Annotated in this window: 13 protein-coding genes and 1 pseudogene; 10 read left to right on the top strand and 4 right to left on the bottom strand. The window is 56.9% G+C overall.

Annotated features, from left to right (window positions below):
* Window positions 1-4: 4 nt before the first annotated feature.
* The 10 genes from HMPREF1556_RS01550 to HMPREF1556_RS01505 all read left to right on the top strand — a co-directional run bounded on the left by HMPREF1556_RS01550 (window position 5) and on the right by HMPREF1556_RS01505 (window position 12141).
* On the top strand, window positions 5-760 hold the full coding sequence (locus HMPREF1556_RS01550) for a copper homeostasis protein CutC (protein ID WP_021666430.1): 756 nt from the start codon (window positions 5-7) through the stop codon (window positions 758-760).
* A gap of 14 nt (window positions 761-774) precedes the next feature.
* Complete coding sequence (locus HMPREF1556_RS01545) at window positions 775-3495, top strand: transglutaminase domain-containing protein (RefSeq protein WP_021666429.1); 2721 nt, start codon at window positions 775-777, stop codon at window positions 3493-3495.
* 115 nt (window positions 3496-3610) lie between these two features.
* The gene (locus HMPREF1556_RS01540) at window positions 3611-4990 is read left to right on the top strand and encodes an MATE family efflux transporter (RefSeq protein ID WP_021666428.1); all 1380 of its coding nucleotides are present in this window, start codon (window positions 3611-3613) and stop codon (window positions 4988-4990) included.
* 218 nt (window positions 4991-5208) lie between these two features.
* Window positions 5209-6687: a cysteine--tRNA ligase gene (gene cysS / locus HMPREF1556_RS01535; RefSeq protein ID WP_021666427.1), complete on the top strand. Its 1479-nt coding sequence runs from the start codon at window positions 5209-5211 to the stop codon at window positions 6685-6687.
* A 6-nt stretch (window positions 6688-6693) separates the two neighbouring features.
* Complete coding sequence (locus HMPREF1556_RS01530; RefSeq protein ID WP_021666426.1) at window positions 6694-7683, top strand: glycosyltransferase; 990 nt, start codon at window positions 6694-6696, stop codon at window positions 7681-7683.
* Window positions 7676-8602, top strand: a complete 927-nt coding sequence (locus tag HMPREF1556_RS01525; RefSeq protein ID WP_021666425.1) for a DUF5106 domain-containing protein — start codon at window positions 7676-7678, stop codon at window positions 8600-8602. The genes HMPREF1556_RS01530 and HMPREF1556_RS01525 overlap by 8 nt, the downstream gene beginning before the upstream one ends.
* On the top strand, window positions 8568-9260 hold the full coding sequence (locus HMPREF1556_RS01520; protein ID WP_021666424.1) for a MarR family winged helix-turn-helix transcriptional regulator: 693 nt from the start codon (window positions 8568-8570) through the stop codon (window positions 9258-9260). The genes HMPREF1556_RS01525 and HMPREF1556_RS01520 overlap by 35 nt, the downstream gene beginning before the upstream one ends.
* A gap of 66 nt (window positions 9261-9326) precedes the next feature.
* Entirely contained in the window at window positions 9327-9983 is a 657-nt protein-coding gene (locus tag HMPREF1556_RS01515; protein ID WP_021666423.1) for a LysE family translocator, read from the top strand.
* Window positions 9984-10022: 39 nt separating this feature from the next.
* Window positions 10023-10670, top strand: a complete 648-nt coding sequence (locus HMPREF1556_RS01510; RefSeq protein WP_021666422.1) for a carbohydrate-binding family 9-like protein — start codon at window positions 10023-10025, stop codon at window positions 10668-10670.
* Between the two features lie 16 nt (window positions 10671-10686).
* Entirely contained in the window at window positions 10687-12141 is a 1455-nt protein-coding gene (locus HMPREF1556_RS01505) for a DUF5686 family protein (protein WP_021666421.1), read from the top strand.
* A 317-nt stretch (window positions 12142-12458) separates the two neighbouring features.
* Here the strand turns inward: HMPREF1556_RS01505 and HMPREF1556_RS01500 are convergent, their stop codons facing one another.
* From HMPREF1556_RS01500 to HMPREF1556_RS08590, 4 genes and pseudogenes are all read right to left on the bottom strand, one after another.
* A complete protein-coding gene (locus tag HMPREF1556_RS01500; protein WP_021666420.1) occupies window positions 12459-13013 on the bottom strand; it encodes a 2-oxoacid:acceptor oxidoreductase family protein in 555 nt (184 codons plus the stop codon).
* A gap of 20 nt (window positions 13014-13033) precedes the next feature.
* Window positions 13034-13809: pseudogene (locus HMPREF1556_RS01495) on the bottom strand (thiamine pyrophosphate-dependent enzyme).
* Between the two features lie 22 nt (window positions 13810-13831).
* Window positions 13832-14041, bottom strand: coding sequence for a hypothetical protein (locus HMPREF1556_RS01490; protein ID WP_021666417.1), 210 nt, complete (start codon window positions 14039-14041; stop codon window positions 13832-13834).
* 1 nt (window position 14042) lies between these two features.
* Window positions 14043-14747, bottom strand: a 705-nt coding sequence (locus HMPREF1556_RS08590) for a transketolase C-terminal domain-containing protein (protein WP_021666416.1), incomplete at its 5' end; no start/stop codon positions are given.

Here is a 14747-nt window from a genome sequence, read left to right as displayed (position 1 = left end):
ACCTATGGAATACCGCATAGAGAACTGTGCAGGTAGTGCCGAAAGCGCCCGTCGAGCTCAGCTCGGCGGGGCTTATCGTATAGAGCTCTGCGCAGGACTTCCCGAGGGGGGGACGACCCCTTCGTATGGTGAGATCGTCGCCGCACGCCGTGCTGTCGATATCAAGCTCAATGTGATCATCCGCCCCCGAGCAGGGGACTTCCTCTACACGCCCCTAGAGGTGGAGGCCATGCTTGAGGATATCAAGATGGCTCGCCAGATAGGCGTGGATGGTATCGTCGTGGGCTGTCTGACTCCCGATGGGGAGGTCGATAAGCCCCTGCTCCGTCGCTTCGTCGAGGCTTCGGGCGACCTACCTGTGACCTTCCACCGAGCCATCGATGTCTGCCGTGATCCCTCCGCAGCGCTGGAGGACATCATCGAGGCAGGCTGTGCCCGTGTCCTTACCTCTGGAGGACGGGCTACCGCTCTGGAGGGGGCTGAGGTCATCGCCCAGCTCGTCCGGCAGGCAGGGGATAGGATCATCATCATGCCTGGTGCTGGTGTGACGCCCGAGAATATCGCTGAGCTTGCCCGCATCACAGGGGCGAAGGAATTCCACTTCACCGGTCGAGTCCCAGAGCCCAGCCCCATGCGCTACCGCCACGAAGGAGTATCCATGGGCGGGACGGTGACCATCGACGAGTATGCCTACCTCTTCACGGATCCCACCAAGATCGCTGGTGCCCTCGAGGCGCTCTCTACCCTAGACGAACACTAACATCTACATAGCTCATGAATTTACGTATCCTCACGCTGGCTCTAGCGCTCTCATCTGGGGCGCTGACGGCCTCCTATGCACAGCACAAGGTCTCGCAACAGACCTCCGCCGAGAGCCAGCTCCAGCAAGACTTCCTCCGCAAGAAGAAGGCCTTCCCCCGTGGAGACCTCTTCCGTATCTTCGACTCCTCCCTCACGCCCGAGGAGCGCAGTGCCCTGACCTTCCTCTACAGCTACATGCCGACCAACGACCTCATCGATCGTGATGGGGGGTACTTCCTAGAGAATGTACGTAGCTCGCTCCAAGCACGCCAAGAGATGCCTTGGGGCAAGGTCGTCCCTGAGCGTGAATGGCGTCACTTCGTCCTCCCCATACGAGTCAACAATGAGGCGCTGGATGCTTCTCGCCCCTTCCTCTACAACGCTCTGAAGGATCGTGTCAAAGGGCTCACCCTCGAGCAGGCCGTCCTAGAGGTCAATCACTGGTGCCACGAGCATGTGGTCTATACCCCAAGTGACTCCCGTACATCTTCTCCCCTAGCTACTCTACGTACAGCCTATGGTCGCTGTGGCGAAGAGTCTACGCTCCTGGTCGCGGCACTCCGTGCTGTGGGCATCCCTGCCCGTCAGGTCTATACCCCTCGCTGGGCACATACGGATGACAACCACGCCTGGGTAGAAGCCTGGATCAACGGTAAGTGGGCCTTCCTCGGAGCCTGTGAGCCCGAGCCTGTGCTCAATCTAGCGTGGTTCAATGCGCCCGTCTCCCGTGCGATGCTCGTCCACACGAAGGCCTTCGGTCGCTATAATGGGCCTGAGGAGATCATCGGCCGTACTCCTACTTACACGGAGATCAATGTGATCGACAACTATGCTCATACGGGTCGAGTAGACGTGCGGGTCGTCGATGCAGCGGGTCGTCCACTGGTGGGTGTCCCTGTCGAATTCAAGGTCTACAACTACGGGGAGTTCTATACCGTAGCGACCAAGACCACCGATGCTAAGGGAAGCACCTTCCTCACCGCTGGGCAGGGCGATATGCTCGTCTACGCCAGCAAGCCTGATACTAAGGGTACCTATCGCTTCGGCTTCGAGAAGGTCACCTTCGGCAAGGATAAGCAGGTACGCCTCCAGCTGAAGTATAGCCCGACGGACAAGATCAACGAAGACCTCCTCATCACGCCTCCCCGTGAGGATGCTAAGTATCCCGAGGTCTCCGACGCCCAGCGTGCTGAGAACAACCGCCGTATGGCACTCGAGGACTCCATCCGTGGGCGCTACGTGGCTACCTTCCTCGATAAGCAGTTTGAGGGACTGGATGCACGAGGCAACTGGAAGGCTGTCCGTACCTTCGTCGAGGAGTCTAAGGATCAGGAGGCTGCTAAGTCACTTCTCCGTGCTATCTCAGCTAAGGACCTTCGTGACGTACCCCTAGAGGTACTCCGTGACCATCTGGACAATACGGAGCCCCTCCCTCAGTTCGCCTCAGACAAGGAGCTCTCGATGCGCTACATCTTCAACCCTCGTGTAGCCAACGAGCCCCTCGTGCCCTACAAGAAGTACTTCCGTGAGACAGTGCCCGCTGACCTCCAGCGTAGCTTCAAGTCCTCTCTGGAAGCCCTGCGTCAGTGGTGTCAGAAGGAGATCAGCCTCGACAAGGACTACAATCCTCTGGACTACCCTGTAGAGCCGATTGGCGTCTGGAAGGCACGTAAGGCCGATAGCTACTCCCGTGGTATCTTCTTCGTCTCGATGGCTCGTGCTATGGGTTGGCCTGCACGTATCGATGGAGTCACCGGCAAGGTACAGGCCTACCTCGATGGTCGCTGGCAGGATATCCTCCTCGATGTAGCTCGTCCCGCCGTAGCAGCTCCACAGGGGACGCTCCGCCTGAGCTATCAGGACAATGGCATCATCGACAATCCTAAGTACTACTATCAGTTCACCATCTCCCAGTTTGACAAGAAGGGTCAGCTCCAGAAGCTCTCCTATGACGAAGGCGACAATGGCCTCGAGCAGGGGACTTCGTGGGCGAAGACCTTCAAGGACGGCGCACCTATGGATGCTGGGCACTACATGCTCGTCACGGGCTCACGCCTGGCTAGTGGGAGCGTGCTGGTGAATATGCGTTCCTTCGATATCCGCCCAGGTAAGACGACGGACGAAGAGCTCGTCATGCGTCGAGATACGACAGCAGTGGCAGTGCTCGGTAGCTTCGATGCAGAGAACCGCTTCGCCTACCTCGGTGAGGCTAAGGATCTGACGAAGGCAGAGCAGTTCGTCTCCCCTGAGGAGAAGGAGCAGTCTGTCCTCACCACCACGGGTCGAGGCTACTACATCCTCGGGGTACTCGGTGCTGGCGAAGAGCCTACGAACCATGCTCTGAAGGACATCATCGCAGAGCGGGAGACCTTCGATCACTGGGATCGTAGCCTTGTCCTCCTCTTCAAGGACAAGACTAGCCAGAGTCGCTACCGCCCTGAGGACTTCGTAGGACTCCCCACCAAGACGGTCTTCGGTCGTGATGAGTCGGGTAAGATCCTCAGCGAACTCGTCACCTCGCTGAAGCTCCGTGGGGGCAACCTCCCTGTCTTCATCATCGCAGATACCTTCAATCGCGTGGTCTTCTACTCTCAGGGCTATACGATCGGTCTGGGGCGTCAGCTCCATCAGGTGATCACGGCTCTGGAGAAGGAGCAGTGCACGACACCTACCCAGACCTGTACGATCCCCTGATCCCTCCCCATAGTTAGCCATAGCGAGGTCGTCCCTAGAGCCTAGGGACGACCTCGCTTGCTTTTACTCTAGGGCTTACCCACTCGAAGAGCCGTATCTTTGTGCCCCAAAGATTATGATGAAGTATCTCCACGCTCTACGCTCCTACCTCTCGGAGCAGTCCTCGACCCTCGGACAGCTCCTCCGCATAGGCACGCCTATCATCCTCGGTCAGCTGGGGATCATCTCCGTGAACTTCGCCGATACGATCATGATCGGCAAGTACCATACGGATGCTCTGGCGGCGGCCTCCTTTGTGAACAATATTTATGCGCTCTTCTTCGTCCTCGCTCTGGGCTTCTCCTACGGGCTCACTCCACTCGTGGCGAAGGCGCATGCCCGATCCGATACTACCCGTCTCGGGCGACTACTCCGCCACAGCACCCAGCTCAATCTCCTGATCGCCCTCGGGCTCCTGATCCTCCTGCTAGCTCTATATGCAGGGATGGACCTCTTCCGTGTACCCGAGTCGCTCGTCCCTCTGATTCGCCCCTACTTCTTCCTACAGCTGGGCTCGCTCGTCGTCTTCATGGCTTCGGCGGGCTTGAAGCAGTTCTTCGACGGGATCGGGCGAACGATGGTGCCGATGTGGATCATCCTCAGTTCGAACCTCCTCAATATCCTCGGGAACTATCTCCTGATCTTCGGGAAGTGGGGCTGTCCCGAGCTGGGGCTCTTTGGGGCGGGACTCTCTACGCTCCTCTCCCGTGTCTATATGCTCGTAGCGCTCTGGGTAGTGCTTCGCTCGAGCCGAGATCTACGAGCTGTCTACAGGGCTTGCCTCAAGCGTCGCTTCCTACCGGCCTACTTTGGGCGCCTCTTCCGTCTAGGTCTGCCGATCGGGATACAGACGGGGGTAGAAGCCGGAGCATGGACCTTCGCCATCATCATCGTCACTCCCCTAGGCGAATACCCCCTAGCTGTCCACCAGATCGTATGTACGCTGACTAACCTCGGCTTCCTCGTCTACTACGGCATCGGAGCTGCTACGACGATCCTCGTCAGTGCCGCTCATGCTCGGGGAGACCAAGGAGAGATACGCCGAGTCGTGGGGAGTGGATTGATCCTGGCTGAGCTCTCAGCCTTCGCCGTCCTCCTCGGGATCATCCTCACCCGAGGCTTCGTAGGGCGTATCTTCAGCGATGATGTAGAGATCATCCTGATGACGGCCCTTGCAGTGATACCTATGGCGCTCTATCAGCCTGCCGATGCCCTGCAGGTCATCTACAGCAATGCTCTGAGAGGGATGGAGGATGTGAAGCCGATGGCACTCTACGCCTGTCTCGTCCACCTGGGGCTAGCCCCCTGCCTGTGTACGCTCTTTGGCTTCGGCCTCGGGCTGGAAGGTGGAGCTATCCAGCTCACGGCGATCTGGTCAGCCTTCCCGATCAGCCTCCTTGTGCTAGGGCTTATCCTCAGAGGGCGCTTTAGACGTATCGTCGCCCGCCTAGCCTAACCGAAGTCTTACTACCCATTCATGGGTCGCATCGGTGACCCATGAATGGGGTACCCGTGCGACCCATGAATGGGTCCCTCGAGGGTGCCATGTATGGGGTAGGGGAGTCTACACCCTCGCTGAGCCCCCACCTCTGATAGCTCCGTCCCCAGAAAAGCGAGCTCATGAGCTAAGCCGACAATATCATTATCTTTGTAGAAAGTAATCATATACGACAGATGCAGCACCCATTATCCATCTATAATACGCTCCATCGCAAGAAGGAGCAGTTCGTCCCGCTCCAAGCTCCCCATGTGGGGCTCTATGTATGTGGCCCTACTGTCTATGGAGATGCCCACCTAGGACATGCCCGCCCAGCGATCACCTTCGATATCCTCTTCCGCTACCTCACGCATCTGGGGTACAAGGTGCGCTATGTGCGTAATATCACCGACGTAGGTCACCTCGAGCACGATGCCGATGAGGGCGAGGACAAGATCGCTAAGAAGGCTCGTCTGGAGCAATTGGAGCCGATGGAGGTCGTCCAGTACTACCTGACCCGCTACCACCAAGCTATGGATAAGCTCGGAGTCCTCCCTCCGAGCATCGAGCCTATGGCCTCTGGGCACATCATCGAGCAGATAGCGCTCACCCAGCGTATCCTCGATGCAGGCCTGGCGTACGAGAGTGGTGGGTCGGTCTACTTCGATGTAGAGAAGTACGACAAGAGCTTCAACTATGGCGAACTCAGTGGTCGTCGTATCGAGGACATGCTCTCCAATACCCGTGAGCTCGACGGCCAGAGTGAGAAGCGAGGTCCGCTGGACTTTGCTCTCTGGAAGAAGGCTCAGCCCGAGCACATCATGCGCTGGCCTAGCCCTTGGGGCGAAGGCTTCCCTGGCTGGCATGCCGAATGTACGGCGATGGGCCGTAAGTACCTCGGGGAGCAGTTCGACATCCACGGAGGTGGCATGGACCTCGTCTTCCCCCACCATGAGTGTGAGATCGCACAGGCGAAGGCCTCTCAGGCGGGTGAGGCGATGGTGCGCTACTGGATGCACAACAACATGATCACCATCAACGGACAGAAGATGGGTAAGTCACTGGGGAACTTCATCACCCTCGATGAATTCTTCACGGGCGAGCATAAGCAGCTCGACCAGGCCTACAGCCCGATGACCATCCGCTTCTTCATCCTCAGCGCTCACTACCGAGGTACGGTAGACTTCAGTAACGAGGCTCTGAAGGCGGCTGAGAAGGGTCTCCAGCGTCTCCTCGATGCCGATGCCCTCCTCGACGGGCTCCAGCCTTCGTCCGAGACGAGCCTTCCCGAGGTCCGTGGACTGAAGGAGCGTGCCTATGCTGCCCTCAATGACGACCTGAATACCCCGATCGTCATCGCAGAGCTCTTCGATGCCGCTCGCATCATCAACTCCGTCCATCACAAGCAGGCTACCATCACGGCCGAGGATCTAGAGGAGCTACGCACGAGCTACCGTCTCTTCCTGCACGACCTACTAGGCCTCAGAGACGAGCGCCTCAGTGAGGGGGCTTCTAGCGAAGCCTTCAAGGGGGCTATCGACCTCCTGCTCTCCCTGCGTCAGGAGGCTAAGAGCCGTAAGGACTGGGCTACCTCAGACAAGATCCGTGACGAACTTACCGCCCTCGGCTTCGTGATCAAGGATACGAAGGAGGGCACCGAATGGTCGCTAGCCTAGAGCCCTATGCGCTATAGCTTCATCATCCCTGTCTACAATCGCCCTGATGAGGTCAGAGAGCTCCTAGAGAGTCTGACGCAGCAGGGGATCTTCGACTATGAAGTCATCATCGTGGAGGATGGCTCTCAGATCAGTAGTGAGCCAGTAGTGGAGGCCTTCCGCTCTCAGCTCCCCGCCCTCAGCTACATCGCTGTGCCCAACGGAGGTCCGTCGAAGGCCCGCAACCGTGGAGCACGTGAGGCCTCGGGGGAATACCTCCTCATCCTTGACTCCGACGTGGTACTTCCCTCGGGCTATCTGACGGCTGTAGATGAGTATCTGGAGCGCTACCCCGTAGATGCCTTCGGTGGACCTGATGCCGCCTCGGATGACTTCACTCCTGTACAGAAGGCGATCAACTATGCGATGACCTCCCCGCTGACTACGGGTGGGATCCGTGGGGGTAGTGCCGATGGGATGGAGAAGTTCAAGCCCCGTAGCTTCAACCTCGGGTGCCGTCGCTCCGTCTACCTTCAGCTCGGAGGCTTTGACGAAGGGATGCGCTTCGGTGAGGATATAGACTTTAGTCTGCGCCTGCTGGAGCGTGGCTATAGCACAGCGCTCATCTCTAAGGCCTTCGTCTACCACAAGCGTAGGGTGGACTTCAAGAAGTTCTTCAAGCAGGTGCACAACTCAGGCATAGCTCGTATCCATCTCGAGACACGGCACCCTGGGAGTACGAAGCTTGTACACCTCCTGCCCGCCCTCTTCACCATCGCCTCGGTGATAGCTCTCTTCCTCCAGATCGGGCGTGTAGGGCTCCTCCTACTTGCCGTCGTCTTCTCGGTGGATGCATATCACAGAGCGGGACGCTCGCTCCCTGTAGCCCTGCTGGCTCCCGTAGCCTGCTTCATCCAGCTCTGGGGCTATGGCTCAGGCTTCCTCAGAGCCTGGTGGGGGAAGTACGTAGTGCGTAGACGAGAGTTCATCGCCTTCAAGGACAACTTCTATGACTAGGGCGTCGGGTCGTACCATACAGCTCCTTAGCCTCTTCCTACTCCTCCTCGTGGCTAGCGTCTCCTGCCGGCCACGGGTGCGGACGACATCCCTCGGGGAGGTCGTCATCCCCGATCATCTTACCTCTCCCCAGGAGCGACAGAGCTACCTCATCGATCACTATTGGGATCGGGAGGAGGCCCAGCCCACGACCTCCGATAGCCTCCTTGTTCATAAGGTCAAGGACTTCTGTGGCTTGATCCAAGGAGCCCCTACCACGCAGGTGCGCCGTAGTCTCCTTCGCTCTCTAGAGGCCTTCGGTGACGAAGGCTTGCCACTGGCTCTCTCTACCTACCGAGATCAGCTCTTCCGACCCGAGAGCCCGCTCTATGATGAGCGCCTCTATAGCTTCATCCTTGACTGGGAGCGTAGGTCGATGAAGGTTGACTCCGCCCGACGGGTAGAGGCTCTGCTCTCCCTCGCACGACTCCAGCACAATCGGGTAGGCTCTACGGCTCAAGACTTCCGCTTCTATGCCAGCGATACGAGCCTCATGAAGCTCTCCGAAGTCAAGGCACCCTATACCCTCCTGCTTCTACAGGTGGATTCGGATCGCAAGGAGCGTCTGTGGGTATCCGAACTCAAGGCTAGCAAGTCGCTTCAAGCCCTTATCCAGAAGCGTACCCTACAGCCACTCATGATCTATACTGGCCAAGCAAGGCCCGACTCCCTCCAGCGTAGTCTCTTCACGGGGGCTATCTTGGCACCTGACTCTGCGGGGCTCATCGCTACCCAGCGTCGCTATGACCTCTCCCGAGGCAGTGTACTCTATTTACTTGATCAGAAGAAAACCGTCCTCCTTAGGAATACCACGATCCCTAGGGTGGCCTCTTATCTAGACATCTATGAAAAGCAAACGTCTCCTGACCGAACTCCTTGATTACATTGATCTCTTCGAGCAGTCCTTCCCTGAGGAGGAAGAGCTTACTCTAAGAAGCTTCCTCGTCTTCGTCCAGAGCATCCAAGAGGGGGAGCATGCCCTGAGAGCCTCCTCTGCAGAAGCTTCTACCCCACCACCTCACGCACGTACTCCGAGAGAGGTATCCATCGCCCGCCACCTTAGCCTCCTCCATCGCTACTCTAAGGGCTACATCAAGCGGGCACTCTTCGCCTCGGAGCATCTCCAGAGCGAGGAGGAATACTCCTATCTGGCGAGCCTCTTCAATGGGGTGCCCCACTCCAAGACCGAACTCAACAGCCTCAACGCTATGGAGAAGACCTCCGGTGCCGAGATCATCCGTCGGCTTGTGGCTAAGGGCTTCGCCGAGGAGCGCCCTGATGAGCGAGACCGCCGGAGCGTACTTGTCTCCATCACCCCCCGAGGGAGAGCCGAACTGATGAAGGTCTTCCCTCAGCTACATACCGCTGCCCAGCTGATCTCCGCTCCGTTAGAGGAGCGCCAGCAGGCCACCCTAGACTTCCTCCTGAAGTACATCTGTCAGGCGCTCTCCACGCTCCCGATGGCTAAGAGCGATACCGATCTAGGGGAACTGCTTCTCCACTTCAAGCCTGACTCCTCTGAGTATCAGACGTCATAGCCCAGAGGGGAGGGTACTTCCCCCGTGGGCCTATACGTTGCTAAGAATGACTATCTTTGCCTACCTATGTTACTCCTAGAGCTATTCTTTACCCTAGCCAAGGGAATACTTATCGGGATCTTGGTATCGGCTCCTATGGGCCCTACAGGTCTACTCTGTCTGAGAGAGACGACACGAGGTAGACGCCGTGATGGCATGCTCGTAGGGCTCGGGGCAACGCTTAGTGATCTGGTCTACGGGCTCATCGCCTACTGGGGCGTCGGGATCGTACTGAATCTCCTGGATCAGTACAGTAGCTCCCTGCGTCTTGGTGGTAGTATCTTCATCCTTGGTTTCTGCGTCATCCTCCTGACGCGCCATGTCTCTCCGGCAGAAGATGACGAACCTGCACCTGCTCACCGGCTCAAGTCGGCCTACAGCGTGAAGAAGGTATCGGGAGCCTTCGCTCTGACTCTCTCCAATCCCTTCATCATCCTGCTCTTCCTCCCCCTCTATGCACGGCTGGAGTTCGTGCGGGCTGTGAAGCTCCAGTTCGTCGAGTTCTTCGTCGCTATGGCAGGGATCGGTATTGGCTGTATGCTCTGGTGGACGGTCTTGACCTACATCGTCAAGAAGCTCTCGGCACGCTTCGGGATGAAGAGCCTAGAGTGGATCAATAGATCCGTGGCACTGGTGCTCATCATCATCGCCCTCGTCGGTATCTACTCTTCGATCTTCGAGTAGATCCATCTTTTGCTCACCCTTTTACATTAGACTTAGCTCATGAAGCAAGCATATATCCCCCGCATTGTGCGTCATGGTCAGCCCCTCTCCAGCTTTACCTCTGTGCTGAGAGAGCAAGGTCAGCCCCTCTACATCGATACGCTTAACTGGCGTAAGGATTTCCCACATCGCCCCCTCGTCGCTGCCTATCTAGGCTATGACGATGACGCCCTCTATGTCACCTACGTGGTGGATGGGGAGGACCTCCGCACGCTGTCTCCTGGGGATGGTAACTATGTCCATGAGGATAGCTGTGTAGAGCTCTTCATGCAGCGTGGCATAGGGGAGTCGTACATCAACTTTGAATTCAATGCTGCGGGTGTCTGCTATGCTGCCCACCATCAGTCGCCCTCGGAGAGTACGCTCCTCACTGCGGAGGAATTTGCTAGCATCGAGCGCTGGGCGACTCACCTCGGAGAGCAGGGTCTTGAGCAGACAGGACACTACAGCTGGGAGCTCACCGCCGCCCTGCCATGGATCACGATGGGCTATCCTGAAGGGACGCTGCCCGAGAAGCTATGGGCTAACCTCTACAAGTGTGGGGACAAGACGGCGCACCCTCACTTCCTAAGTTGGGCGCCGATCGAGGAAGAGAAGCCCGCCTTCCATCGTCCACAGTTCTTCGGCGAACTGATCCTGCTCCCTTAGCCCCCCATCATCAGCTATGCGGCTTCGTCTGCCACTGCTCTTCACTTCCCTCATCTTAGCTCTCCTCGTCGATTCATCCCTAGGGGCTCAAGTCCTGACGCCTAGGGACGAAGCCCGTCGAGACTCTCTGGATCAGCTGCGCAAGGAGCTGGTACGAGCTAATGAAGCACTACCTAAGTACGGGATACCCGGGATCGATCGACTCTTTCGCTATGAGCCCCCTGAGCCCTACAACAATAATAGAGGCTATGACTTCCTCCATGCCGTAGCAGCAGGTCGGGCACGTAACCGCTCGTCCTCGGGGAGCTCATCGGGTGGCACACTCTCCACCCTCATCGATCTAGCGGTGGGGAAGAACTTCGAACTCGGGAAGTGGGAAATAGGCGTCGACGGTCTGATCTACATGCTACCCGAGTCGAACGCCATCGATGGCCAGTGGCTCGGCTATGAGCTACTGCTCGTCCGTCATCTCGGTGTGGGGCGCAACATACGCTTGCGCTCGTCGAACAACTACGCTCTCAAGAGCCAGCATTGGTACACGGAGAATCACCTCATCCTCTACTATGCCCCCCAGCTCAATGGGCTATTTAACCTCTCGGTTGGCCGTACTTCCCGAGAGTCGTTTCACCTAACTCCCGAAGAGATCTACCGAGGTTACTTCGCCTCACTACCGGGAGCTAATAGTCCCCTCAGGGACTACGTCAAGGACTTTGCTCATCTACGCAATCGGATTAGCCTGGGAGAAGGTCTTGACCTCTCCACTTCCCTTCTCTACGAGAATCGTAAGCCACAGGCTGGTCTTCCACTGGAGCATCACCGAGCGCTCATTGCCTCAGGGCAAATCCTTTGGGCTCCCTCCTTCCTCAATGCCACGGAGTCTGGTATCCCTATTCCTATTGGCTTCCGTCGGGAGCTGGGACTTAGCTATAAGCAGGCCATTGATCCCCGTTCTTCAGCAGAAGGTATCCCCTATAGTCGCTATCAGCAGCTGGAGGCCTTTGTGCGAGGGACGATCCTCTTTGACCGAGACAATAAGCTTGATGTCAAGCTCCTGGCGGGGGCTTTCCTTAGTCGTCAGCGAGTCGCATCGAGCGATGAGAAGTTCTTCTCTAGTCTCTCTCTCTTGGGGAGGACGCCACTCCGGGATGGCTGGGTAACTCTATCGCCTTTCTTCACTGGTGGAGAGGGCTGGACGACACAGGAGGTACACTTCAATTCCAATAATCTTCTCCTCTCCCGCACCAAAGGTATTGGGGAATTCTTCCGTATGGATGAAGCGCTCCACGCCCGCAATCTTCTGACGAAGGACGGTCGTGCCTTCAGCGAACTCGGCTACTCCCTTGGTTGGGGAGAGCTAGCACGCTTCGGTCTCTTTGCAGGCTATGACTGGACGAACGCCCGAGCCCATGCAGCTTTTCGGGTAAGTCTACCTATCCTCTGCCTTGCCTCGACCTGGAGTGAGCGACGCTAACGAGCCGTATCTTCTTTTAGTGAGCGACCTCTTTCCTTTTCTGTCACTATAGCTCTCCTTTCTAGTTGCTACCTCTAGCCTTGTAGCCAGCCCTATCTTCCCCTAGAGTATGGGCTCGTGGCTAGCTCCCTTTCCTTTTAGACCTTTGTGATCGGAGACGAGTGATCAAGCCCTTCCGCAGAGATACTAATATAAGCTCCAGCCTCTACTAAATAAACTCCCCCCTCATCCAAGAGTGATGAGGGGGGAGCTTCTGATTTATTGGTGGGGAGTCTTCGTGGTAGGGAGCGAAGTCTATACCATGGAGGGGTAGGGGATTAGTCCTTGAAGACGTGTGGGCGGACGATAGCTCCACCACGCTCTACGGCCTCGATATTCATTGGTATCATGCCATGGTGGCGAGGTGGCAGGGACTTCTCTAGTCCACGACGGATACTGTCGACGGAGATCATAGGACGGAGCTTGAGGAGTGCTCCGAGGATGAGCATGTTGAAGACCTTAGCATTACCCATCGCCATAGCTTCGTCCATCGCTGGTATCTCGTAGTACTCGATATCATCTCGGCGGGGGATGCTGTGGATACCATTGGTGTCGAAGAGGAGAATACCACCGGGCTTGACTCGTGGGCAGAACTTGTCGAGCGAAGGCTGGTTGAGAGCGATCACGACATCATAGTTCTGCACGAGGGGTGAGCTGACAGCGGTGTCGCTGATGATCACGGTGACATTGGAGGTACCACCACGTTGCTCAGGTCCGTACGAAGGCATCCAGCTGACTTCTTTATCCTCCATGAGCCCCGAGTAGGCTAAGATCTTACCCATGGAGAGTACACCTTGCCCTCCGAAGCCTGCGATTACTAGTTCGTAAGTCATCTCTAGTCGTGTATGAAGGATTAGATATTCTTGAGGTCACCCAGTGGATACTCTGCGAACATATGCTCAGCCATCCACTTATTTGCGGCATCGGGGCTCATCTTCCAGCCTGTGTTGCAGGTGGAGACGATCTCGACGACGGAAGTTCCCTTGCGATCGAGGGAGTTCTGGAAGGCTTTGCGGAGTGCCTTCTTTGCTTTCGTCACGGAGGCCATGGTATGTACCGCCTGTCGGGTGACGTAGCACGTGCCGTCGAGTAGTGCTAGGAGGTTAGAGATCTTCAGGGGGTAGCCGTTGAGTTCGCTGTTACGTCCCTGAGGAGAGGTCGCAGTCTTCATGCCGAGGAGCGTAGTCGGTGCCATCTGTCCGCCGGTCATGCCGTAGATCCCGTTGTTGATGAAGACGATGACTATATTCTCGCCACGGTTGCAGGCATGGATAGTCTCTGCCGTACCGATAGCGGCCAGGTCACCGTCACCCTGATAGAGGTGAAGACCATCTTGTCGGGATTGAGACGCTTGATGGCTGTAGCTAGGGCGGGGGCACGCCCGTGAGCGGCTTCCTGCCAGTCGATGTCGATGAACTTGTAGGCGAAGACTGCACAGCCCACCGGTGCTACACCGATGGTCGACTCTTCGAGCCCCATCTCTTCGATGACCTCTGAGATGAGCTTGTGTACGACTCCGTGGCTACAGCCTGGGCAGTAGTGCATCTGCACGTCATTCATCAGCTGAGGCTTGGTATATACCAAGTTCTCAGGCGTGATCTTATCTTGGATATTGATCTGTTCGTCCATTATAGTAGAGCGCTTGGAAGGGTTAGCTCTTCTTAGTGAAGAGCATCTGCTTGATGTAGTAGGCGATACGAATGACTATCGCCGCTATCCCTAAGCTCTGGAAGAGTAGTGGGTAGGTAGACCGACAGAGGAAGAAGGTCACGATCGAGGCAATCGCCAGGACGAAGAACCATAGCTGTAGGGCGAAGTCTATGCGGTCGGCCTTGGGGCGACGATGAGCATTCTGATCCATATTACTTATTGATGAGGAGCTTCTTGAGATTGTCGAGGATTTCGTTCGGAGAGAAGAGCATCCCACCCATACGACCGTAGTGCTCTACGGGCACTCGACCGTTGACGATGAGGCGTACATCCTCGACCATCTGTCCTGCATTGAGCTCGGGGACTAGAAATCCCTTGACGTGGCTACACAGGGCATCGATCTCCTTCTTAGGGAAAGGCCAGAGCGTGATCGGACGAAGGAGGCCGACACGTAGGCCTTCTTCACGGGCGAGCTCTACTGCCTTCTGACAGATACGAGACGAAGATCCGAAGGCTACCAGCACGTAGTCAGCATCTTCGGTCTGGGTCAGCTCTACACGGACTTCATGCTCCTCGATGAGCTTGTACTTGGCCTGGAAGCGCTCATTGTTGTGCTCCATGACCGAGGATTCGAGTTCGAGGGAGGTGACGATATTGGGAGCACGCTTGCCCTTACGTCCAAGTGTGGCCCAGGGACACTGCTCTCGGATCTCATCCTCAGTACGGCGAGGGGTGAACTCTGGGAGACGGACCTTCTCCATCATCTGTCCGATGATCCCGTCTGCTAGGATGATCGCAGGGTTGCGATACTTGAAGGCGAGCTCGAATCCTAGAGGTACGAAGTCCGCCATCTCTTGGACGGAGTTGGGAGCTAAGGTGATGAGGCGGTAGTCACCATGACCTCCACCCTTGACTGT

Source organism: Porphyromonas sp. oral taxon 278 str. W7784 (assembly GCF_000467855.2).
Taxonomy (GTDB): domain Bacteria; phylum Bacteroidota; class Bacteroidia; order Bacteroidales; family Porphyromonadaceae; genus Porphyromonas.
This window is presented reverse-complemented; position numbering and strand designations above follow the sequence as displayed.

What these genes read in the sequence shown, in the direction of transcription:
- HMPREF1556_RS01525 (WP_021666425.1), top strand. Translation starts at nt 7,676, where the DNA reads ATGACTAGGGCGTCGGGTCGTACCATACAGCTCCTTAGCCTCTTCCTA.
- cysS (WP_021666427.1), top strand. Translation starts at nt 5,209, where the DNA reads ATGCAGCACCCATTATCCATCTATAATACGCTCCATCGCAAGAAGGAG.
- HMPREF1556_RS01505 (WP_021666421.1), top strand. Translation starts at nt 10,687, where the DNA reads ATGCGGCTTCGTCTGCCACTGCTCTTCACTTCCCTCATCTTAGCTCTC.
- HMPREF1556_RS01550 (WP_021666430.1), top strand. Translation starts at nt 5, where the DNA reads ATGGAATACCGCATAGAGAACTGTGCAGGTAGTGCCGAAAGCGCCCGT.
- HMPREF1556_RS01515 (WP_021666423.1), top strand. Translation starts at nt 9,327, where the DNA reads ATGTTACTCCTAGAGCTATTCTTTACCCTAGCCAAGGGAATACTTATC.
- HMPREF1556_RS01510 (WP_021666422.1), top strand. Translation starts at nt 10,023, where the DNA reads ATGAAGCAAGCATATATCCCCCGCATTGTGCGTCATGGTCAGCCCCTC.
- HMPREF1556_RS01490 (WP_021666417.1), bottom strand. Translation starts at nt 14,041, where the DNA reads ATGGATCAGAATGCTCATCGTCGCCCCAAGGCCGACCGCATAGACTTC.
- HMPREF1556_RS01540 (WP_021666428.1), top strand. Translation starts at nt 3,611, where the DNA reads ATGATGAAGTATCTCCACGCTCTACGCTCCTACCTCTCGGAGCAGTCC.
- HMPREF1556_RS01500 (WP_021666420.1), bottom strand. Translation starts at nt 13,013, where the DNA reads ATGACTTACGAACTAGTAATCGCAGGCTTCGGAGGGCAAGGTGTACTC.
- HMPREF1556_RS01520 (WP_021666424.1), top strand. Translation starts at nt 8,568, where the DNA reads ATGAAAAGCAAACGTCTCCTGACCGAACTCCTTGATTACATTGATCTC.
- HMPREF1556_RS01545 (WP_021666429.1), top strand. Translation starts at nt 775, where the DNA reads ATGAATTTACGTATCCTCACGCTGGCTCTAGCGCTCTCATCTGGGGCG.
- HMPREF1556_RS01530 (WP_021666426.1), top strand. Translation starts at nt 6,694, where the DNA reads ATGCGCTATAGCTTCATCATCCCTGTCTACAATCGCCCTGATGAGGTC.